This is a genomic window from Mycobacterium innocens (genome assembly GCF_900566055.1).
Taxonomy (GTDB): Bacteria; Actinomycetota; Actinomycetes; order Mycobacteriales; family Mycobacteriaceae; genus Mycobacterium; species Mycobacterium innocens.
On record NZ_UPHQ01000104.1, the window covers coordinates 105,534 to 128,018 of the forward strand.

16 protein-coding genes and 1 pseudogene are annotated in these 22,485 nt (G+C 66.6%); 11 read left to right on the forward strand and 6 right to left on the reverse strand.

Annotated features, from left to right (window positions below):
- Nucleotides 1-51: 51 nt before the first annotated feature.
- Nucleotides 52-729, reverse strand: a complete 678-nt coding sequence (locus EET03_RS12240; RefSeq protein ID WP_063469604.1) for an MBL fold metallo-hydrolase — start codon at nucleotides 727-729, stop codon at nucleotides 52-54.
- 179 nt (nucleotides 730-908) lie between these two features.
- Here EET03_RS12240 and uvrA point away from each other — a divergent pair, with 179 nt between their 5' ends.
- Nucleotides 909-3,818, forward strand: a complete 2,910-nt coding sequence (gene uvrA, locus EET03_RS12245) for an excinuclease ABC subunit UvrA (RefSeq protein ID WP_075542909.1) — start codon at nucleotides 909-911, stop codon at nucleotides 3,816-3,818.
- Between the two features lie 122 nt (nucleotides 3,819-3,940).
- Here the strand turns inward: uvrA and EET03_RS12250 are convergent, their stop codons facing one another.
- From EET03_RS12250 to lysX, 4 genes are all read right to left on the reverse strand, one after another.
- A complete protein-coding gene (locus EET03_RS12250) occupies nucleotides 3,941-4,219 on the reverse strand; it encodes a hypothetical protein (RefSeq protein ID WP_063469602.1) in 279 nt (92 codons plus the stop codon).
- Nucleotides 4,220-4,228: 9 nt separating this feature from the next.
- Nucleotides 4,229-4,666, reverse strand: coding sequence for a DUF6653 family protein (locus tag EET03_RS12255; RefSeq protein ID WP_075542922.1), 438 nt, complete (start codon nucleotides 4,664-4,666; stop codon nucleotides 4,229-4,231).
- A 6-nt stretch (nucleotides 4,667-4,672) separates the two neighbouring features.
- Nucleotides 4,673-6,115, reverse strand: coding sequence for an alpha/beta hydrolase (locus EET03_RS12260; RefSeq protein ID WP_099194155.1), 1,443 nt, complete (start codon nucleotides 6,113-6,115; stop codon nucleotides 4,673-4,675).
- Between the two features lie 77 nt (nucleotides 6,116-6,192).
- Nucleotides 6,193-9,483 carry a bifunctional lysylphosphatidylglycerol synthetase/lysine--tRNA ligase LysX gene (gene lysX / locus EET03_RS12265; RefSeq protein WP_208649042.1) on the reverse strand — a complete coding sequence of 1,097 codons (3,291 nt, stop codon included), beginning with the start codon at nucleotides 9,481-9,483 and terminating at the stop codon, nucleotides 6,193-6,195.
- Between the two features lie 452 nt (nucleotides 9,484-9,935).
- Here lysX and infC point away from each other — a divergent pair, with 452 nt between their 5' ends.
- The 4 genes from infC to EET03_RS12285 all read left to right on the forward strand — a co-directional run bounded on the left by infC (nucleotide 9,936) and on the right by EET03_RS12285 (nucleotide 12,018).
- Nucleotides 9,936-10,517, forward strand: a complete 582-nt coding sequence (gene infC / locus EET03_RS12270; RefSeq protein ID WP_080674289.1) for a translation initiation factor IF-3 — start codon at nucleotides 9,936-9,938, stop codon at nucleotides 10,515-10,517.
- Between the two features lie 39 nt (nucleotides 10,518-10,556).
- Complete coding sequence (rpmI, locus tag EET03_RS12275) at nucleotides 10,557-10,751, forward strand: 50S ribosomal protein L35 (RefSeq protein WP_023373729.1); 195 nt, start codon at nucleotides 10,557-10,559, stop codon at nucleotides 10,749-10,751.
- 76 nt (nucleotides 10,752-10,827) lie between these two features.
- The gene (gene rplT / locus EET03_RS12280; protein WP_063469599.1) at nucleotides 10,828-11,217 is read left to right on the forward strand and encodes a 50S ribosomal protein L20; all 390 of its coding nucleotides are present in this window, start codon (nucleotides 10,828-10,830) and stop codon (nucleotides 11,215-11,217) included.
- A 15-nt stretch (nucleotides 11,218-11,232) separates the two neighbouring features.
- Nucleotides 11,233-12,018 (forward strand): TrmH family RNA methyltransferase, encoded by a 786-nt coding sequence (locus tag EET03_RS12285; protein WP_075542912.1) that lies wholly within the window; start codon nucleotides 11,233-11,235, stop codon nucleotides 12,016-12,018.
- 11 nt (nucleotides 12,019-12,029) lie between these two features.
- Here the strand turns inward: EET03_RS12285 and EET03_RS33010 are convergent.
- Nucleotides 12,030-13,090 (reverse strand): annotated as a pseudogene (locus EET03_RS33010) (oxygenase MpaB family protein).
- Between the two features lie 515 nt (nucleotides 13,091-13,605).
- Between EET03_RS33010 and EET03_RS32405 the strand changes: the two are divergent.
- From EET03_RS32405 to EET03_RS12320, 6 genes are all read left to right on the forward strand, one after another.
- On the forward strand, nucleotides 13,606-16,011 hold the full coding sequence (locus tag EET03_RS32405; protein ID WP_279637686.1) for a PE domain-containing protein: 2,406 nt from the start codon (nucleotides 13,606-13,608) through the stop codon (nucleotides 16,009-16,011).
- Nucleotides 16,012-16,084: 73 nt separating this feature from the next.
- A complete protein-coding gene (locus tag EET03_RS12300; RefSeq protein WP_208649043.1) occupies nucleotides 16,085-16,996 on the forward strand; it encodes an adenylate/guanylate cyclase domain-containing protein in 912 nt (303 codons plus the stop codon).
- 9 nt (nucleotides 16,997-17,005) lie between these two features.
- Nucleotides 17,006-17,785 carry a rhomboid-like protein gene (locus tag EET03_RS12305; protein ID WP_075541781.1) on the forward strand — a complete coding sequence of 260 codons (780 nt, stop codon included), beginning with the start codon at nucleotides 17,006-17,008 and terminating at the stop codon, nucleotides 17,783-17,785.
- Nucleotides 17,786-18,230: 445 nt separating this feature from the next.
- Nucleotides 18,231-19,274 carry a phenylalanine--tRNA ligase subunit alpha gene (gene pheS / locus EET03_RS12310; RefSeq protein WP_075541778.1) on the forward strand — a complete coding sequence of 348 codons (1,044 nt, stop codon included), beginning with the start codon at nucleotides 18,231-18,233 and terminating at the stop codon, nucleotides 19,272-19,274.
- Nucleotides 19,274-21,763 carry a phenylalanine--tRNA ligase subunit beta gene (gene pheT / locus EET03_RS12315; protein WP_099194157.1) on the forward strand — a complete coding sequence of 830 codons (2,490 nt, stop codon included), beginning with the start codon at nucleotides 19,274-19,276 and terminating at the stop codon, nucleotides 21,761-21,763. Before pheS ends, pheT begins: the two co-directional genes overlap by 1 nt.
- A gap of 196 nt (nucleotides 21,764-21,959) precedes the next feature.
- On the forward strand, nucleotides 21,960-22,485 hold a 526-nt coding region (locus EET03_RS12320), incomplete at its 3' end, for a PE family protein (RefSeq protein ID WP_136625689.1).

The following is a 22,485-nucleotide window of genomic DNA, read 5'->3' on the forward strand; positions in this document are numbered from 1 at the left end:
CCGCCGCTGTCTTCCGGCCTTGTTCGGCCCCATGTCACCGCGAAGTGTCGTTCACCAGCCGCGGTCGCGCCACTCCTGAAGGTGAGGGCGTTCGATGCCCAGCACGGTGTCGTCACCATGGCCGGGATAGATGACGGTCGAGTCGGCGTACACGTCGAATACCCGGGTGGTGACGTCGGTGAGCAGCTGGGTGAAATCGCCGGGCTGCCAGGTCTTGCCGACTCCACCGGGAAACAGGCAGTCGCCGGTGAACAACTGCGTGACCCCGCCGGTCGCGGGGCCGTCGAGCGCCAGCGCGACCGATCCCGGTGTGTGCCCGCGCAAGTGGATGACGTCGAACGTCAGCTCGCCGATCCGGACGGTATCGCCGTTGGCGAGGAAACGATCGGGTTTGACCGGCAGCGGTTCGGCGTCGATTTGGTGGGCGGCGGTGGGGGCGCCGGTGGCTTCGGCCACCGCCTGCAGTGCCTGCCAATGGTCGAAGTGCTGATGACTGGTGACGATCAACGACACTTTCGGCGCGTACCGCCGGATCAGGTCGATGAGGACGTCGGCGTCATTGGCGGCGTCGATCAGTAGCGTTTCGCCGGTCGCAGCACATGTCACCAGGTAGGCATTGTTGTCCATGGGCCCCACCGACGCCTTGAGGATGGTGGCGCCGGGCAGCGTGCGTCGGGCCGCGGTCCCCGGGTCGACGTGTCCGGTGTAGTCGTCATCGACGGTGGTCATGTGCGCCACTCTCCCCAGCAAGCGGTGTTACCCGCGACTATCGCGGCTGCCCCGGCATTATCGTTGTCGGCGCAGGTCATAGGGGTCACCTTACTGGTCTGCGAATGCTTGTCGGTACGGGCACATAGCATGGGAGCGAACTCCGTCTCTAGAAGGAACCCGTCAGTGAAAGGGCCTGGGTGGCTGAGCGCCTGATCGTCAAGGGTGCGCGCGAACATAACCTGCGCAGTGTCGACCTCGACCTGCCCCGCGACGCGATGATCGTCTTCACCGGACTGTCCGGATCCGGTAAGTCGTCGCTGGCCTTCGACACCATCTTCGCCGAGGGTCAGCGGCGCTACGTGGAATCGCTGTCGGCGTATGCCCGTCAGTTCCTCGGGCAGATGGACAAGCCCGACGTCGACTTCATCGAGGGGCTGTCTCCGGCGGTGTCCATCGACCAGAAGTCCACCAACCGCAACCCGCGGTCGACGGTCGGCACGATCACCGAGGTGTACGACTACCTGCGGCTGCTGTACGCCCGTGCCGGCACGCCGCACTGTCCGGTCTGCGGGGAGCGGATTGCGCGCCAGACGCCCCAGCAAATCGTCGACCAGGTGCTGGCCATGGCGGAGGGCACCCGCTTTCTGGTGCTGGCGCCGGTGGTGCGCACCCGTAAGGGCGAGTTCGCCGACCTGTTCGACAAGTTGAACGCCCAGGGCTACAGCCGAGTCCGGGTCGACGGTGTCGTGCATTCTTTGACCGATCCGCCGAAGCTGAAGAAGCAGGAAAAGCATGACATCGAGGTCGTGGTGGATCGCCTTACCGTCAAAGCCGGCGCCAAGCAGCGGCTCACCGATTCGGTGGAGACCGCGCTGAACTTGGCTGACGGCATCGTGGTGCTGGAATTCCCCGACCACGAACCGGGCGCGCCGCACCGTGAGCAGCGGTTCTCCGAGAAACTGGCCTGCCCCAACGGGCATGCCCTGGCCGTGGACGACCTGGAACCGCGGTCGTTCTCGTTCAACTCGCCCTACGGGGCCTGCCCCGAATGCAGCGGTCTGGGCATCCGCAAGGAGGTCGACCCGGACCTGGTGGTGCCCGACCCGGAACGCACCCTGGCCGAGGGTGCGGTCGCCCCGTGGTCGACGGGCCACACCGCGGAGTACTTCATCCGGATGATGGCCGGGCTCGGCGAGGCGATGGGTTTCGACGTCGACACTCCCTGGCGCAAGCTGCCGGCCAAGGCGCGCAAGGCGATTCTGGAGGGCTGCGACGAGCAGGTGCACGTGCGCTACCGCAACCGGTACGGGCGCACCCGGTCGTACTATGCCGATTTCGAGGGCGTGCTGGCGTTTCTGCAGCGCAAGATGTCGCAGACCGAGTCCGAGCAGATGAAGGAACGCTACGAGGGCTTCATGCGCGACGTGCCGTGCCCGGTATGCGAAGGCACCCGGCTCAAGCCGGAAATTCTGGCGGTGACGCTGGCTGGACGCGAGCTCGGCCCCAAGTCGATCGCCGAGGTCTGCGAACTGTCGATCGCGGAGTGCGCGGACTTTCTTCAGCGCCTCACCCTGGGTCCGCGCGAGCAGGCGATCGCGGGCCAGGTGCTCAAGGAAATCCAGTCGCGGCTCGGGTTTCTGCTCGACGTCGGGCTCGAGTACCTGTCGCTGTCGCGCGCGGCGGCGACCCTGTCCGGGGGTGAGGCGCAACGCATCCGGCTGGCCACTCAGATCGGTTCCGGCCTGGTGGGGGTGTTGTATGTGCTCGACGAGCCCTCTATCGGCCTACATCAGCGCGACAACCGTCGTCTCATCGAAACCCTCACCCGCTTAAGGGATTTGGGCAACACTCTGATCGTCGTCGAGCATGACCAGGACACCATCGCCCATGCCGACTGGATCGTCGACATCGGGCCGGGCGCCGGCGAGCACGGCGGCCGCATCGTGCACAGCGGACCGTACGACGAACTGCTGGCCGACGAGAACTCGATCACCGGAGCCTATCTGTCGGGGCGGGAAAGCATAGATATTCCCGCGATCCGTCGACCTGCCGACCCGCGGCGTCAGCTCACCGTTGTCGGAGCCCGCGAACACAACCTGCGCGGCATCGACGTGTCCTTCCCGCTCGGTGTGCTGACGTCGGTGACCGGGGTTTCCGGGTCGGGCAAGTCGACGCTGGTCAACGACATCCTGGCGGCGGTACTGGCCAACCGGCTCAACGGGGCCCGCCAGGTTCCCGGCCGGCACACCCGGGTCACCGGACTGGACCACCTGGACAAACTGGTGCGGGTGGACCAATCGCCGATCGGTCGCACCCCGCGATCCAACCCGGCCACCTATACCGGGGTGTTCGACAAGATCCGCACCCTGTTCGCCGCCACCACCGAGGCCAAGGTGCGCGGGTACCAACCGGGCCGATTCTCGTTCAACGTCAAGGGGGGTCGCTGCGAGGCGTGCACCGGCGACGGCACCATCAAGATCGAGATGAACTTCCTGCCCGACGTGTACGTGCCCTGCGAGGTGTGCCAGGGCGCCCGCTACAACCGGGAAACCCTCGAAGTGCACTACAAGGGCAAGACCATCTCCGAGGTGCTGGACATGTCGATCGAGGAGGCGGCACAGTTCTTCGAGCCGATCACCGGCATTCACCGCTACCTGCAGACACTCGTCGACGTCGGCCTGGGCTACGTCAGGCTCGGCCAGCCCGCACCGACGCTGTCCGGCGGTGAGGCCCAGCGGGTCAAGCTGGCCTCCGAGTTACAGAAACGCTCGACCGGGCGCACCATTTACATCCTCGACGAACCCACCACCGGCCTGCATTTCGAAGACATCCGCAAGCTGCTCAAGGTGATCAACGGTCTGGTCGACAAGGGCAACACGGTCATCGTCATCGAACACAACCTGGACGTGATCAAGACCTCGGACTGGATCGTCGACATGGGACCGGAGGGTGGCGCGGGGGGCGGAATCGTTGTCGCCCAGGGCACTCCGGAGGACGTCGCCGCCGAGCCGGAAAGCTACACGGGCAAATTCCTGGCCGAAGTCGTCGGCACCGGGAAGCCGGCGGGCCCACCCCGGTCGAATCGCCGGCGCAAAGTCAGCGCCTGAGCCGGGTTCGGCCAATCCGTTGCGACGACACGCCGCCGAAACGCGTAGCAGCGGTTGAAGTTTCGGCGTCAGCCGGCACCGGCGGCGGTGACCAGACCTGGCGCCCCGTCCCGCCTACCGGGTCACTCATCGGTGCGCATCGACTCGCGGATTCGGGTCAGTCGTTCGGCGGCCGCACGCTGGCGCTTTTCGTACTGTTCCGCGACGGATCGGCCCTCCGTCGTCTCGGCATCCAGTTCGGCCGCACCCATCGCCGTCGCGTATCGGGATTCGATCTTCTCCCGGACCGATTCGAAGGTCGGGACCCCCGCGGCGTCATATCCGGCGTCATATCCGGGGTTAGATCCGGCGTCATATCCGGCGTCGGACGAGTCGGCCTGGGCTGCTGGTTCGTCGGGCATGCCGCCACGTTACTGCGGCTGTGTATCACCGCCGCGCCGGCGATCGAGGTAGCGGACCATCTGTGCCCAATACACCATGGTCAGCGTCATTTGCAGCGCGGTCGCGACAACCGCCGGCTTGAGTCGGCGGCGGTGGGCGGCGATCACCGCGCTCAGCGAAACGGCCGATGTCAGCGCGCTGACCAGCATCGCCGCGTCGGCCGGACGCTCGGCGATCCACAATTCCTCACCCAACATCGCCCGCGTCGCCCATGCTCGATGGTGTTTCGGCTTGCCGAAGACAACCGGATTGACGGCCAGCCACAATGCGATCACCGCGGCGTGGCCCCAGCGCCGGGTCCATATCGGCACCAGCGCCAGTGGTGTGCTTGCCCAGCGCGTCCAGGCGCTCCAGGGATTGCAGTGCCGGGCGAATAGCGCCCGGCGAACCCCCGCGACCGACCGCACCGGCAACTACCGTCCGGCGGTGACGACCTGCGTTGCCGCACCGCCGGTACCCGGTAACGAAATCCGGGGCGCCTCCGGAGTGTCCAGCTGCCCGGCCAGCCAGGGCAGCGCCCGCACGAACGCCTGGTCGGCAAAGGGCCAATCGTGCTTGCCCGGTTGGGGGACCACCGCGCAGTCAATGCCGTTGGTCCGGCCCAGCGCGCACAGCGCATTGGCGGCCGCTGTCTGGTTGCTCGGATTTGCGGCGGCATCACGCCCTGCCACCCGCATGGCGGCGGTGTCGAGGATCGGAGTATCCCGACGCCCCGCCGGTTGACCAGGGACAGAGATGGCGAACCAACCCGAAACCCCGGTATAGGGGCCGTGCCGGGTGATCACCGTCGTCGGATCGAATGCGGCCCAGGCGTCGGCGTTGCCGCCGAACAGCCTGGCGATGGTTTCCGCCTTGTTTCCCGCGTTCGGGTAGAAATCCCCGGCGACATCGACAAATGCGCTGAACAGTTCGGGGTGCATGACCGTCAAATCCACGGCGCAAGTCCCGCCCATCGACCAGCCCACAATGCCCCAGTTGCGCTGCCGCGAGCTGACGCCGAATTTCGAGACCATATATGGCACAACGTCTTTGGTCAGATGATCGGCCGCGTTGCCGCGTCGTCCATTGACGCATTCCGTGTCGTTGTTGAAGGCTCCGCCGGAGTCGACGAAGACCAGCACCGGCGCGTTGCCATCATGGGCGGTGGCAAATTCGTCGACCGTCTGCACGGCGTTGCCGGCTCGCGCCCAGTCGGCGGGGGTGTTGAACTGGCCGCCGATCATCATCACGACAGGCAATCGCGGGGGCGAATCACTCGCGAACCAAGCGGGCGGCAGGTACACCAGCTCCCCGCGATGTTTGAAGTGCGATGCCGTGGACGGGATGGTGACCGTCACCACGCTGCCGTGCGGCGGCCGTGTCCCCTTGCCGGCCATCGCGGCAACGCTGGCCGGATCCGCCTGATCGGGCAGCGGACCCGAGGTGAGCTGGTTCCATGCGGCCTGAACCGTCGGGAAATAGCCGACCCACAGGTTGAGCGCCAACGCCGCGCTGAGCACACATAGCGGCACCGCCATCAGCGATGCGCCGCGACCCCACCAGCGCGCGCTGCGCCAGCCCAGGACCAGCACCGTCGCGGCCACGCCCGTCAAACCGGCCCAGACCCAGAGCGCGGCCGGGGCGGGATCATTGGCGAGCCCGCCGAGATACCACCCGGTCCCGCAGGCCGTCGCAGCGCCGACGGCCACCGCAGCCGGTAGCCGACGCCACCGGCGAAACCGCGACCCGATCGCCAGCAGCAGTACGGTCGCGGTCACCAGCTGGACCGTGATCGGCAGCCAGCCGTACATCAGCGAGGTATGGGCGCTGGCCAGCGGTTGCGCCAGGTACGCCGTCGGCGCTGTCACAAGACCCATTGTGATCGCTTGTTAACCGTCCTGGAACGTGTTCATTGGATGTTCGCTGTGTATTCGCTGGCAGCTGTCGGACCCGCTTAATGCGGCTTCGCCAATGGAAATGGGAGTGTCTCGCGAATACTGCGTCCGGTGATCAGCATGACCACCCGGTCGACGCCCATGCCGAGGCCCCCGGTGGGCGGCATCGCATACTCCAAGGCCTGTAGAAAGTCCTCGTCGAGCTGCATCGCCTCGGGATCTCCACCGGCCGCCAGCAGGGATTGTTCGTGCAGACGACGTCGTTGCTCCACCGGGTCGGTGAGTTCGCTGTAGGCGGTACCGAGCTCAATGCCCCAGGCCACCAGGTCCCAGCGTTCGGCGACTCCGAGCTTGCTGCGGTGCGGCCGCGTCAGCGGCGAGACCGACGTGGGGAAGTCGATGTAAAACGTCGGCCGCTCGGTGCGGCTTTCCACCAGGTGCTCGTACAGCTCGAGGACCACGGCGCCGACATCCCACTGCGCCCGATAGGGGATGCGGACCGCATCGGACAACCTGCGCAGCGTCGCCAAGTTGGTGTCGGCGTCAATGTGCTCACCGAGGGCTTCGGAAACCGCGTCGTGCACCGTCTTGACCGGCCAGACTCCGGAGATGTCGACCGGCTGCAAGCCGTCGCTGGTGGGCCGCATCGCGATCGGTGCACCGTTGGCGGCCTGGGCAGCGTTTTGGATGAGCTCGCGACAGCTGTCCAGCCACACCAGGTAGTCGGCATGTGCTTGATAGGCCTCGAGCAAAGTGAACTCAGGATTGTGACTGAAGTCGACGCCCTCGTTCCGAAAGGCCCGGCCCAGTTCGAATACGCGTTCCACGCCGCCGACGCACAGCCGCTTGAGGTACAGCTCCGGCGCTATGCGCAGGAACAGGTCCATCGAATAGCTGTTGATGTGCGTGACGAACGGTCTGGCGGCGGCTCCGCCGTGCACCTGCTGCAGGATGGGAGTCTCGACTTCGATGAAGCCCTTGGCGAACAGTGTTTCCCGGACCGAGCGCAGGACCGTGCTGCGTGCGGTGAGCAGGTCACGGGATTCGGCGTTGACCGCCAGATCGACATAGCGGGTCCGCACTCGGGCTTCGGGATCGGTCAACCCCTTCCACTTGTTCGGCAAGGGCCGCAGGCATTTTCCGATCAGCCGCCAGCTGGACACGATCAGTGACCTGGTTCCCCGTTTGCTGGCGCCCATGTGCCCGGTCATCTCCACCAGGTCACCGAGGTCGATGGTGGCGTTGAAATCCGCAGCGCGGCCCTGCTGCAGGCATGAATTATCAAGCAGCACTTGCATTTCACCGGTCCAGTCGCGTAGGTGCGCGAACAACACGCCGCCGTAATGGCGTACCCGCAGTATGCGTCCGGACACCGACAGCGTGGCCTTGTCGTCCGCGTCCATCGCCTGTGCGACTGTGTGACTGGGCGAACGGCCTACCGGATAGGCGTCAATGCCGTTGCGCCGCAAGGTTTTCAATTTGCTCAGTCGAACTCGGACCTGCTCGGGCAGGCGACGCCCAACCTCGTCGTCATCGGTGAGGTCCACCTGCTGCAGCTCGGTGATATCCGGCGCCGAGCCGTCGTGATGTAACAACCCGGTGGCTGCCAGCCGTTCGGGCACCGCAGGGTGGTGCCCGGTATGCGCCTTGTTGCGCCGGGTGAACGGCAATACCAGGAAGCCCTCGGCGATCACCGAGGCGACACCCACCTTGGGTATCAGTCGTGCGTCCTCGTAACAGGCGTAGCGGGGCACCCATTGGGGCTGGTACTTCTGGTTGGACCGGTAGAGCGTTTCGATCTGCCACCAGCGGGAGAAGAAAATCAGCAGCCATCGCCACAGTCGGGCAACCGGGCCGGCGCCGAGCTGCGCGCCCTGCTCGAAGGCGGAGCGAAACATCGCAAAGTTCAACGAGATACGGCTGAGGCCAAGGCTTTCGGCGTGCAGCGCAAGGTCGCTGACCATGAGTTCGATGGTGCCGTTAGGCGATTCCGGAGAGCGACGCATCAAGTCCAGGGAAACGCCGGTGGTGCCCCACGGCACCAGCGACAGCATCGCCACCACCCGGTTGTCCGGGTCCAGCGCCTCGACCAGCAGACAGTCGGAGTCCGCCGGGTCGCCGAGGCGGCCCAGCGCCATCGAGAAGCCACGTTCGGTTTGGGTGTCGCGCCAGGCATCGGCGCGCGCGATGGTTTGTTCCGTTTCCGCCGCGGAAATATCGCGGTGTCGGCGGATGCGCACCGTCAACCCGGCCCTGCGCGCCCGGGTCACGGCCTGGCGCACGCCGCGCATCGCCGGGCCGGACAACTTGAAATCCGCTGGCCGCAGAATCGCCTCGTCACCCAGCTCCAACGCGTTCAGGCCCGCTTCGCGATAGGTCTGAGCCCCTTGGGAACTGGCGCCCATAACGCCGGGGGACCAGCCGTAGGTCTGGCACAGCCGTAACCATGCGTCGACGGCTTGCGGCCAAGCCCGGGGGTCGCCCACCGGGTCACCGCTGGCCAGACAGACTCCGATCTCGACGCGGTAGGTGACGGCGGCGCGGCCACTGGGTGCGAATACCACCGACTTGTCGCGACGAGTGGCGAAGTAGCCCAGTGAGTCGCTGTTGCCGTACAACTCCAGCAGTCCGCGGATGGCCGACTCGTCTTCGCCCGTCAGTGCGTTGTCGGCGCGTTGCGACTGGAACAGCACAATGGTGGCCGCGATCAGGGCGAAGGCGCCGAACAGGCCGAAGATGGCGTTGAGGAAGACGTGCGGCCGTCCGGTGAACAGGTCGGGGTCGGCGAGCGCGAATCCGATCACCCGGTTGGCCACATAGGGTAGCCGGTCGGGCGCCGCAAGCGATCCGGGGAACAGTTCCACCAAGCCCCAGGAAATCAGGATTCCGATGGCTCCACCCGCTAACAGCACGGCGGCCGCTTTGAACAATGCGCCCCTGCGCACCTTGGCCCAGAATTCGCGATAACCCAGCACCAGCACGACAATCGCGACCACGTGGACCGCGAAACCGAGGTTCTCGCCCAAGTTTTCGGCCGCGGTGTTGCCACCCGCGGCGATATCGGCGGCGTTCAAGAAGGCGGCAAGCACCATGTTTCCCAGCAACAGCAACCAGGCAATTCGTTTGCGTGCGGTCAGCGCCGCGGCCAGCAAGGCCAGCACGAACGACCACGCGAAGCTGGTGTCGGGAAAGTTGAACAGGTAGCTGTTGATGAACTCCCGAGGAACCTTGATGATCCAGCGAATCAGCGGCGACATGCTCGCCAGCAGCGACAGCGTCGCGATGACTCCGACGGTCCAGCCTGCTGCCGCGGGAACCCAGTGATACCGGGAGACGGGCCTGCTCTCCATCGAGCGAGGCTTTGCGATGGTCACAAATCGCGAGGATATTCCTTCAAACCCGGAAAATCCTGGCGACCGGGTGGCTGAATTGCACCTGCTCAGCGCGCTTGGGCTGGCGCGCCGGCCGGCTCGCTGCCCGGGGGCCGGGTCTTGGCTGTTAGACTGGCGGCTGCGACCATCCCGGCGAAGGCCAGGAACAGTTAAGTGGAGTCCCACTCCCACCGCTAGCCACGAAAAGGCCTAACGCTTTTTCCAAAGGTTGTGCGGTCCGGTCACAGGCATTATTTGCAATGCCTGTTCTGCGCGTGGCGCAGGCGGCTGGAGTTGTCTCGAGCCGCGATCGGTCGGCATTGGGCCCTGCTTAGGCAGGGCTTTTTTGCTGATGGCTGGTGTATCCCACTGCTGATTCCGGCCCGTCCGGGCCCTGGCTGCAGCGGAAGAAAGCCAACAAGGGAGGCCACATCAGCACTGAGACCCGCGTCAACGAGCGCATTCGCGTACCTGAAGTTCGTTTGATCGGCCCAGGGGGGGAACAGGTAGGCATCGTGCGTATCGAAGACGCACTCCGCGTTGCCGCGGACGCCGATCTCGACCTTGTCGAAGTTGCCCCGAATGCCAGACCGCCGGTCTGCAAGATCATGGACTACGGCAAGTACAAGTACGAGGCGGCGCAGAAGGCGCGCGAGTCCCGCCGGAACCAACAGCAGACCGTCGTCAAAGAACAGAAGCTGCGACCCAAGATCGACGATCACGATTACGAAACCAAGAAAGGCCACGTAGTGCGTTTTTTGGAGGCCGGATCGAAGGTCAAGGTCACCATCATGTTTCGCGGACGCGAGCAGTCGCGGCCCGAATTGGGCTATCGGTTGCTGCAGCGACTGGGCGCCGACGTTGCCGAATACGGGTTCGTCGAAACGGCGCCCAAGCAGGACGGGCGCAACATGACGATGGTGCTGGCACCCCACCGCGGCGCAAAAACTCGCGCCAGGGCGCGGCATGGGGAGGGACCAGCGGGCGGCGACATCAAACCTTCATCGAACTAACTCGCTAGCCCAACCAGAACTCACCAGGACTGAGGAAAAATGCCCAAGGCCAAAACTCACAGCGGCGCCTCGAAGCGGTTTCGGCGCACCGGTACCGGAAAGATCGTCCGGCAGAAAGCCAACCGCCGGCATCTGCTCGAGCACAAACCGTCGACCCGAACCAGGCGCCTGGAAGGCCGTACGGCGGTGGCGGCCAATGACACCAAGCGGGTCAATTCGCTGTTGAACGGTTAGCCGGCGCCCCGCACGACCGGCTGGCGCCGGTACCTGACCAAGCACGTCCGAGTCCGAACGAGAGTAGGAACAATCCATGGCACGCGTAAAGCGGGCAGTCAACGCCCACAAGAAGCGGCGCTCCGTCCTGAAGGCCTCGAAAGGTTATCGGGGCCAGCGGTCCCGGCTCTACCGCAAAGCCAAAGAACAGCAGCTACATTCGCTGAACTACGCCTACCGGGACCGTCGTGCCCGTAAGGGCGAGTTCCGGAAATTGTGGATCTCGCGGATCAACGCGGCGGCGCGTGCCAACGACATCACCTACAACCGGCTGATCCAAGGCCTGAAGGCCGCTGGTGTCGAGGTGGATCGCAAAAACCTCGCCGATATCGCGGTCACCGATCCGAAAGCGTTCACCGCGCTCGTGGAGGTCGCCCGAGCGGCCCTACCCGAAGACGTCAACGCGCCCTCCGGAGAGGCCGCTTAGGCGCACCGCGTTCCGGTGCTCACCGAACGCTCGGCCAGGGTTGCCGCCGCGGCCAAATTGCATCGCCACGTCGGCCGGCGTCGTGCGAATCGATTTCTCGCCGAAGGCCCCAACCTGGTCGAGGCCGCGTCGGCGCGCGGGCTGGTGCGGGAGGTGTTTGTCACCGAGGTCGCGGCGCAACGGCACGAGACCTGGTTGACCGCACAGGACGCGCCGGTCCATCTGGTGACCGAACGTGCCGCAAAAGCCTTGTCCGACACGGTTACCCCGGCGGGACTGGTCGCGGTGTGTGACATGCCGACGACCCCCCTGGACGATGTGCTGACCCGCTTACCGCGGCTCATCGCGACGGCCGTCGAGATCAGCGAGCCGGGTAACGCGGGCACGCTGATCCGCATCGCCGACGCGATGGGGGCCGCGGCGGTGATTCTCGCCGGACACAGCGTCGACCCCTACAACGGCAAGTGTTTGCGCGCCTCCGCGGGCAGCATCTTCAACATTCCCGTCGTCACCGCAGCCGATCCGCACGCCGTCGTCGCGTCGTTGCGGGGTGCTGGGTTGCAGGTGCTGGCCAGCGCGGTGGACGGCGAGACGTCGCTCGACGATGCCGATCAACTGCTGGGCATCCCGACGGCATGGCTGTTCGGCCCCGAATCCCGCGGGCTATCCGCCGACATCGCCGCCGAGGCGGACCACCGGGTGCGCATCCCGATGTCCGGCGGAGCGGAGAGCCTGAACGTCGCCGCCGCCGCGGCCATCTGCTTGTACCAGAGCGCCCGGGCGCTCGGCTCTCCTCGCTGAGATCGAGCGTCTTATGCGGCCCGAGCCGCCCGGCCCCGGGCGGGGCGCAGGCCGGCCAGCGAGAGCGTAGTGTGCACCAACGATCCGGCCCGCTCCATGATCAGCCGGGCCGGCTCCAGCGGGAACGGGGCGAAACCGCGTGCGCGCGGCGGGAAGTAATGCATCGGCAATCCGCGGCGGTCCCGCGGCGGAGCCATGAAGGCGGGCGCTTCGACCAGCGGCGCGTCACTTCGGGTCCGGCCCTCTTCCCGGCGGTAGGCGGCCAGCGCGCGAGGATGCAGTCTGATCTCGTCGGGCACCGCCAGGAACACCAGCTCCACCAGCTTGCCGAACAGGCGCAGCAATACCTCGTCGCCCGGGGTCCAATGCATGCCCGCCTTCTCCCGCACGGCCGGATCGAACAAGCCGGCCGCTATCCAGCGCTGACCGGCAACCAGGGGCTTGAACATCTGGTCCCAAACGGGCGTGGGCATAAGTACGAACTTCGGCTTGGGAATGCGCATGTGGAAGATGTCCAGCGTGGCCTGGTTGATCTCGAGTTCCTCCCGGCAGACCCGGGCCCAGTACTCCTGAAACTCCTCCCACGACTTGGGGACCGGCCGCATGCTCATGCCGTACATATCCGGTACCACCGCACGTGTTCGTCGAATAGCTGGCGCTTTTCGGCCTCGGTCAAGCCTCCGCAGAAGTATTCGGCGACTTTGACGACGAGCATGAAGAACGTGGCGTGCGCCCAGTAGAAGGTCTCCGGGTTCAAGGCGTGATAGCGACGACCCTCGGCGTCGACTCCTTTGATCGTGTGGTGGTAGCCCTTGATCAGCTCGCCGGTCCGGGCCGCCCGGTCGCCGTCGTAGACGACGCCCATGATGGGATACACCGACCGGGCCACCCGCTGCAGTGGTTCCCGCAGCAGGATCGAATGCTCCGTGACGCCGGCGCCCAGCTCCGGATACATGTTCTGGATCGCGCCGATCCACACGCCCATCATTCCGGTCCGCAGGTCACCGAAGTATTTCCAGGTCAGCGAATCGGGTCCGAGTGGCTCGACTGGTGTCGTCGATGTGGCAGTCATCGCGGCCTCCACGCGCTCGATGTGCGCTCACGATAAACGGTGACAACGTACGTTGTCTACGGTTTCGGCGACTGCCTCAGCGTGCTGTTATCAGGTGTCCATAGCGGCGTGGCGCCCGCGTGATCAGGTTGTTTGCCGCAGGGCGTGAAATCGGGCCGACCCGCGCGAGCCTTTGTCCACGGACCCGGCGGCCGGGTTGTCGACTACGTCGCGAACCGCGGATGCGACCGAACGGATGCGATAAACATGCGACGGCCCACCGGGATGTAGCCGACTGCCGTAAAACAGTTCCGATTGGACGATTGACCTCCACGGAAGCGTTGTTTTTACCTGTTTGCTTCTCGCCACGTTGTTGATTTTCGGCCGGTGCGGCGAGGCGGCAGGCGTTGCTGAGAGGGCCGAAAAGGGGCTAACCAAAAAGGGATTGCCGGGAGTAGAGTTTCCTTCCTGGAAACTATTCGGTGATTTTTTTCTTGAGTCGAGCAAGGAGGCCGGCTTTGTCGAATCATCTCAGTGTGGTACCGGACGTTATGAAGGCGGCAGCTGGAAACTTGGCGAAGATTGGTTCCGTGCTGAGCGCGGCTAATGCGGCGGCAGCCCCGCCCACGACCGGGCTGGTGGCCATGGCGGCAGACCAGGTGTCGGAGGCTGCCACGGCGGTATTCGCTACACATGCCCAGGACTATCAAGCCCTCAGCGCCAAGATGACGGCGTTTCACGACCAGTTCGTCCGTACCCTGAGCAATGGCGCGGGTGCCTACCTCGGCACCGAGATCGCCAACGCCGAGCAGAATCTGCTGAACGCGGTAAATGGGCCCGCCCTGTCGTTGCTGGGCCATCCGTTGCTGGGGACCTGTGCGGGTTCTGGCGCACGCGCCGCGACTGCCAGCACCGGCGCGACTGCCGCCCGTGCGCAGAGCGCCGCGACTGCCGGCACCGGGCTCAGCACGGCCGCCGATGCTGCGGTCACTAGTACGACGGCCACCGGTGCTGCGGTCACTGGTGCGACGCCCACCGGTGCTGCGGTCACTGGTGCGACGGCCACCGGTGCTGCGGTCACTGGTGCGACGGCCACCGGTGCTGCGGTCACTGGTGCGACGGCCACCGGTGCTGCGGTCACTGGTGCGACGGCCACCGGTGCTGCGGTCACCGGTGCGACGGTCACCGGTGCTGCGGTCACCGGTGCGACGGTCCCCGATGCTGCGGTCACCGATGCTGCGGTCACCGGTGCGACGGTCCCCGATGCTGCGGTCACCGGTGCGACGGTCACCGGTGCTGCGGTCACCGATGCTGCGGTCACCGATGCTGCGGTCACCGATGCGACGGTCACCGGTGCTGCGGTCCCCGATGCTGCGGTCACCGATGCTGCGGTCCCCGATGCTGGGGTCACCGATGCTTGGGTCACCGATGCTGGGGTCACCGATGCTGGGGTCACCGGTGCTGCGGTCCCCGATGCTGCGGTCACCGATGCTGCGGTCACCGATGCGACGGTCACCGGTGCTGCGGCCACCGATGCTGCGGTCCCCGATGCTGCGGTCACCGATGCTGCGGTCACCGATGCTGCGGTCACCGGTGCTGCGGTCACCGATGCTGCGGTCACCGATGCTGCGGTCACCGATGCTGCGGTCACCGATGCTGCGGTCACCGATGCGACGGTCACCGATGCTGGGGTCACCGGTGCTGCGGTCACCGATGCTGCGGTCACTGGTGCGACGGCCACCGATGCTGCGGTCACCGGTGCGACGGTCCCCGATGCTGCGGTCACCGATGCTGCGGTCACCGGTGCGACGGTCACCGGTGCTGGGGTCACCGATGCTGCGGTCACCGGTGCGACGGTCCCCGATGCTGCGGTCACCGATGCTGCGGTCACCGATGCTGCGGTCACCGATGCTGCGGTCACCGGTGCTGCGGTCACCGGTGCGACGGTCACCGATGCTGCGGTCACCGGTGCGACGGTCACCGATGCTGGGGTCACCGATGCTGCGGTCACCGGTGCGACGGGCACCGGTGCTGCGGTCACCGGTGCGACGGTCACCGATGCTGGGGTCACCGATGCTGCGGTCACCGGTGCGACGGGCACCGGTGCTGCGGTCACCGGTGCGACGGGCACCGATGCTGGGGTCACCGATGCTGCGGTCACCGGTGCGACGGGCACCGATGCTGCGGTCACTGGTGCGACGGTCACCGATGCTGGGGTCACCGGTGCGACGGTCACCGATGCTGCGGTCACCGGTGCTGCGGTCACCGGTGCGACGGCCACCGGTGCTGCGGTCACCGATGCTGCGGTCACCGGTGCTGCGGTCACCGGTGCTGCGGTCACCGGTGCTGCGGTCACCGGTGCTGCGGTCACCGGTGCGACGGCCACCGGTGCGACTGCCACCGCCGCAATGGTGCCGCTGGCCGGCCCGACCGCTCCCGTGAGTGTTCCGCTGCTGAATACGAGCACCCCGTTCGGTCCGGTGGCGCTCACGCTCAACGGCACCGTGGATCTGGCCACCCTTCAAGTCGCCTTCAACTCCGGCTCCATCGCATTACCTACGCCGCTTGCGCTCGGCATAGATGCGTTGGGCCCGTATTACCTCGCGACGACCGCGCTCCAAAATAGCGCCATAGCGTTTGGCAACGCGATTTCGAGCGGGAATCCGTTGGCGGCGGCAGGCACGCTGTTCTTTGCTCCCGTCAACGCCGTAAACAGCTTCCTTTTCGGCCAAGGCACCATAACGCAGTTGATGGCGGCGCCAGCGGGGCTTGGTTACTCGGATGTGGCGTTCAGCGTTCCGGTTGGCGGGCTGCTGTCTCCCCTTCAGCCCTTCACGCTGACGCTCACGCCGACCAGCGGAACGCCCACCTCGATTGCATTGGGCGGAACACAGGTCGGCGGCCTTGTTCCCGGCTTGTTGGGGTTGTTACCCGGCTTCTAGGTTGTCGATCGTCGGGGCGCCGGCAGCACGATTGTGATTGCCTGGCTCAGCCCATAGCACCTACCCTTGCGAGGTGGAGGTCGGGGCTGGCGATGGGGAGTCCGGCGTGCCCGACGAGACGGCGACTGCGCTCGCGTCGTCGGCTTCCCGTCGGCGTTCTCCGGGGCAGTGGCTGCGCTCCACCAACCACAGCCCGGGCGTAGTGGCGTTCGTCCGCCGTGCGCGACGGCTGCTGCCCGGCGATCCCGAATTCGGCGATCCGCTGTCCACTGCGGGTGACGGCGGTCCGCGGGCCGCGGCACGGGCTGCCGATCGGCTGCTTGGGGATCGTGACGCGGCCTCGCGTGAAGTCAGCCTGGGTGTGCTGCAAGTGTGGCAGGCATTGACTGAGGCAGTTTCCCGCCGTCCGGTGAATCCCGAGGTGACGCTGGTCTTCACCGACCTGGTGGGTTTCTCGACCTGGTCGCTGGAAGCCGGTGATGATGCCACCTTGGCGCTGTTGCGCCGGGTGGCCCGGGCTGTCGAGCCCCCGCTGCTGGACGCCGGGGGCCACATCGTCAAACGGATGGGCGACGGCATCATGGCGGTGTTTCGCGATCCGGCTGTAGCCGTCCGCGCCGTGCTCGCCGCTCGGGAGGCGTTGAGCGCAGTCGAGGTGGCGGGCTACACGCCGCGAATGCGGGTCGGCATCCATACCGGCCGGCCGCAGCGACTGGCCGCTGACTGGCTCGGAATCGACGTCAACATCGCCGCTCGCGTTATGGAACGCGCCACAAAAGGTGGCATCATGATATCGGGTCCCACCCTGGACTTGATCCCGCAAAGCGAGTTGGACGCACTGGGTGTCGTCGCCAAGCGGGCACGCCGGCCCATGTTTTCCAGCAAGCTCACCGGCATTCCACCGGACTTGGCGATTTATCGCCTCAAACCTCGTAAGGAGTTGCCAGCTTTTGGTGACGCTCCCGAAACAGAACAGCAGGCATAGTAGATGTCGATGACTCATCGCATTTGGGGACTCTTGTACCGGCTCGGCCGGGTCCGGTTCACGCTGGGCTACCTGGCAGCTCTTGCCTCGGTCAGCATCGCGATCGTGATGCTCGGTCCGCATGCCCACGAGCGGGTCATTCGGCATGCCAGTACAAACCTGCACAACCTGTCACACGGTCGCCTGGGCACCTTGTGGAATAGCGCCTTCGTGATCGCCGAGGGTCCGCTTTACTTCTGGCTGCCGTGTCTGGCCTGTCTGCTCGCGCTTGCTGAACTGCACCTGCACACCGGGCGGTTGACCCTCGCGTTCGTCGTCGGCCATCTCGGGGCCACCTTGCTGGTGGCGGCCGCGTTGGCAGGCGCGGTCGAGTTCGGCTGGATGCCATGGTCGATCACCCGTGTCAGCGACGTCGGGATGAGCTACGGCGCCCTTGCCGTGGTCGGAGCGCTCACCGCGACGATCGCCCGCCGCTGGCGGCCGGCATGGATCGGCTGGTGGGCGTCGCTGGCCGTGGCGGCCGCTATCGCCGGCGGCGACTTCACCGACTCGGGCCACGCCATCTCGCTCTTGCTGGGCATGCTGGTGACCATGCGGTTCGATCGGCCGGTTCGCTGGACGCCTGCGCGGTATGCGTTGCTCATGGTCTCGTCCGGGTTCGGCTTTCTACTGCTGGCTCACACCAGCTGGACATCGGTGAGCGGTGTTGCCGTGGGCCTGCTGGGCGCGGGCGTGGGCTACGGGTTTGCCCGCTGGAAGACCATGCGGGTCGCATCGGCTCAAGCATGACGCGGGGCCGGGCCGGACTGGCGTCCCGGTCGGACGTCGGCCGGTAGCGCCGGGACTGCTCAGCTGATTCCGGGGGTGGTCTGGGACCAAACCCCATGCGAATGCCGGACCACCGCGGGACCTACCCTCGCGCACGCCCAATAAGGCCCTACGGCGAGGCGACGGTCGACTCGCTGCCGCGGGCGAGGGAGTCGCAGACCGTGTCGATAATGTGACCCGCGGCCCGGCCACCCCGGGGCGTTGCCCAGTGGGCGTCACCGAAACGAGCCGATCGATGACTTATGATCGGCAGTTGCGTCATACCCGTGCCGTGAACCCACCCCGCGACGATGTGGGCCCCGTTAGGGCTCACCCGCTGGCCGGGTGACGGACCGAGGTGGGTGTCTCCCTCGGGGGAGAGCCAGGCAGTTATAGCTAGCCTCGTCAGCAAGGAGAGTGTCGCCGCGTGGGTGAGCAACCCGTCGATCTGTCGCCGGAGGCATTGGCCAAGGCGGTCAACGCCGCCCAGCAGGCTTTTGCGCTAGCCGACAGTCTGGAGGCGCTGGCGCGCACCAAGACCGAGCACCTTGGGGACCGTTCGCCGCTGGCGCTGGCCCGGCAGGCACTGGGCAAGTTGCCCAAGGAGGAGCGTGCCGATGCCGGCCAGCGAGTGAACGTCGCCCGCGGCGATGCTCAGCGCAGCTACGACGAACGTCTGGCGGCGCTGCGGGCCGAACGTGACGCGGCTGTGCTGGCCGCCGAGGGTATTGACGTCACGCTGCCGTCGACCCGGCAGCCGACCGGCGCCCGGCATCCGATCACGATCTTGGCCGAGCACATCGCGGACACCTTCATCGCAATGGGATGGGAGCTGGCTGAAGGACCAGAGGTCGAAAGCGAGCAGTTCAACTTCGATGCCCTCAACTTCCCGCCAGACCACCCCGCGCGCAGCGAGCAAGACACCTTCTATATCGCGCCGGAGAATTCACGGCAGCTGCTGCGCACCCACACGTCACCGGTACAGGTGCGCACCCTGCTGGAGCGCGAATTACCGGTCTACATCATCTCGATCGGCCGGACCTTCCGCACCGACGAACTCGATGCCACCCACACGCCGGTGTTCCATCAGATCGAGGGATTGGCGGTGGATCGCGGGCTGACCATGGCGCACCTGCGCGGGACGCTGGACGCCTTCGCCCGGGCCGAGTTCGGGCCGTTGGCGCGCACCCGGATCCGGCCGCACTTCTTCCCATTCACCGAGCCGTCCGCCGAGGTCGATGTGTGGTTCGCCAACAAGAAGGGTGGCGCCGACTGGGTGGAATGGGGTGGCTGCGGAATGGTGCATCCAAACGTGTTGCGGGCCGCCGGAATTGACCCGGAGATCTACTCGGGCTTCGCGTTCGGGATGGGTCTTGAGCGAACCCTGCAGTTCCGCAACGGGATTCCCGACATGCGCGACATGGTCGAGGGCGACATCCGGTTCTCGTTGCCGTTCGGGGTGGGTGCCTGATGCGCGTTCCGTATAGCTGGCTGCGCGAGGTGGTTTCGGCCGGAGCGCCGGGCTGGGACGTCCCGGCCGGTGAACTCGAGCAGAACTTGGTCCGGATCGGCCACGAAGTCGAAGAAGTGACCGCACTCGGCCCGGTCGACGGCCCGCTGACCGTGGGACGGGTGGCCGGTATCGAGGAACTCACCGGTTTCAAAAAGCCGATCCGGGCCTGCCTGGTCGACCTCGGCGACGGCGTGCAGCATGAAATAGTCTGCGGTGCAACGAATTTCGTGGTCAGCGATTTGGTGGTCGTGGCGCTACCCGGAACCATCCTGCCGGGCGGCTTTACCATCACCGCCCGCACGACCTACGGCCGCACTTCGGCGGGAATGATCTGCTCGGCAGCCGAACTCGGTTTGGCCGCAGACCATTCCGGCATCCTGGTGCTGCCGCCGGCAACGGCCGAACCGGGAGCCGACGGCGCGGGTGTGCTCGGATTGGACGACGTGGTGTTCCACCTGGCGATCACCCCCGACCGCGGCTACTGCATGTCGGTGCGCGGGCTGGCCCGGGAGATCGCCTGCGCCTATGACCTGGACTTCGTCGACCCGGCTGAGGTGCCGGCGCTGCCGGTCGAGGGAGAGGCGTGGCCGCTGACCGTGCAGCCCGACACCGGTGTGCGCCGGTTTGCCCTGCGGCCGGTCACCGGCCTCGATCCGGCCGCAGTGTCGCCCTGGTGGCTGCAGCGCCGGCTGTTGCTGTGCGGCATCCGCGCGACCTCGCCGGCGGTGGACGTCACCAACTACGTGATGCTCGAGCTCGGTCACCCGATGCACGCGCACGACCGCGACCGGATCACCGGGAGTCTGGGCGTGCGGTTCGCCCGCTCCGGCGAGACCGTCGTCACCCTGGACAACATCGAGCGGCGACTCGAACCCGCCGACGTCCTGATCGTCGACGACGTCACCACCGCAGCGATCGGCGGCGTGATGGGTGCGGCCAGCACCGAGGTGCGCGCCGATTCGACCGACGTCCTGTTGGAGGCGGCGATATGGGATCCGGCTGCGGTGTCGCGCACCCAGCGGCGGTTGCACTTGCCCAGCGAGGCGGCCCGGCGCTACGAGCGCGCAGTCGACCCGGCTATGTCGGTGGCCGCCCTGGATCGATGCGCTGCGCTGCTCGCCGATATCGCCGGGGGAGTAGTCGTCCCGGCACTGACAGATTGGCGGGGTGAACCGCCGGTCGATGACTGGTCGATGCCGCCGATCCGGATCGCCGTCGACCTGCCGGACCGCTTCGCGGGCGTGTCCTACGCCCCGGGCACGGCTGCTCGGCGGCTGACACAAATCGGCGCCCAGGTAGCCGAAGATGGCCCCGATGTGCTGGAGGTGACGCCGCCGAGTTGGCGACCCGATCTGCTGCAGCCCGCCGACCTCGTCGAGGAGGTGATGCGGCTGGAAGGGCTCGAGGTCATCCCGTCGGTCCTGCCCTCCGCGCCCGCGGGCCGCGGGCTGACGGCCACCCAGCGGCGCCGTCGGGCGATCGGTAAGTCGCTGGCGCTGTCCGGCTACGTCGAGGTGCTGCCGACACCGTTTCTGCCCGCCGGCGTTTTCGACCTGTGGGGACTAGCGGCCGATGACCCGCGCCGGACCACGACCAGTGTGGTCAACCCGTTGGAAGCCGACCGTCCGCAGCTGGCCACCACGTTGTTGCCGGCCCTGCTGGAAGCGTTGGGGCGCAACGTGTCCCGCGGTCTGACCGATGTCGCGTTGTTCGCCATCGCGCAGGTGGTCCGGCCAACCGAGCAGACTCGCGGCATCGAGCTGATCCCCGTGCACCGCCGGCCCACCGAAGGCGAGATCGCCAAGCTGGACGAATCGCTGCCCCGGCAACCGCAACACGTCGCCGCGGTGCTGGCCGGCTTGCGCGAGCCTCGCGGTCCGTGGGGTCCGGGCCGCGCGGTCGAAGCCGCCGACGCTTTCGAGGCGGTGCGAATCATTGCTCGGGCCAGCGGAATTGATGTGACTCTTCGCGCGGCCCGGTACCTGCCCTGGCATCCGGGCCGCTGCGCCGAAGTGTTCGTCGGCGATACCTCCATCGGTCACGCGGGACAGCTGCATCCGGCCGTGATCGAGCGGACGGGCCTGCCGAAGGGCAGCTGCGCGATCGAGCTGAACCTCGATGCGATCCCCGTCGTGGAATCGCTTCCGGCTCCCAGGGTGTCGCCGTTCCCCGCCGTGTTTCAGGACGTCAGCCTCGTGGTGTCTGCGGATGTCCCCGCCCAGGTCGTGGCGGATGCGGTTCGCGAAGGGGCCGGTGAGTTGCTGGAGGACATTCAGTTATTCGACGTCTTCACCGGTCCGCAGATCGGCGAAGCGCGCAAGTCGCTGACCTTCGCGCTACGATTTCGCGCGCCCGATCGCACGCTGACCGAAGACGACGCAAGCGCGGCCCGCGACGCGGCGGTACAGCTGGCTGCGGAACGTGTCGGCGCCCTGCTGCGTCGCTGAAACTGTGGGCCCGGGCGCCAAGTTAGCCGAATGGTTGTGTCCTGCCCTTCCGTGCGCTCGTTGGGGTCTACCGAACTATATCGGTGAAATTGTCAGGGAAAACACGGAATCGCGTCTCGAAACGCCTACCATCGGCTTTCACCCGCCGTCGCGACGCGACGACAGCTTGATCGGGACGGAGAGTGGAGGTTGTCGGATGACGTTTGTGATCGCGATGCCGGAGATGGTGGCTTCGGCGGCAACGGATTTGGCGAGCATCGGCTCGACGATCAGCTCGGCCAACGCGGCCGCGGCAGTGCCTACCACGGGGCTGCTGGCAGCCGGTGCCGACGAGGTGTCGGCGACTATTGCGTCGCTGTTTTCCCAGCACGCGGCGGAGTATCAGGCGCTGAGCGCCCAGGTGGTAGCTTTCCACTCCCAGTTTGCGCAGACCCTCAATTCGGGTGCGGCCGCCTATGTCGGCGCCGAGGCCGCCAACGTCCAGCAGAACCTGCTCGACCTGATCAACCAGCCCTTCCAGGCGCTGACCGGGCGCCCACTGATCGGCAACGGCACCGACGGGACGAGCGGACCCGTCGGTACCAGCGGCGGACCCGGCGGGTGGCTCTTGGGCAACGGCGGCAACGGTGGCAATAGCACCAACACCGGAGCCACTGGCGGGGCCGGCGGAGCCGCCGGCTTGCTGGGCAACGGCGGCAAGGGTGGGAGCGGCGGGCCGGGCA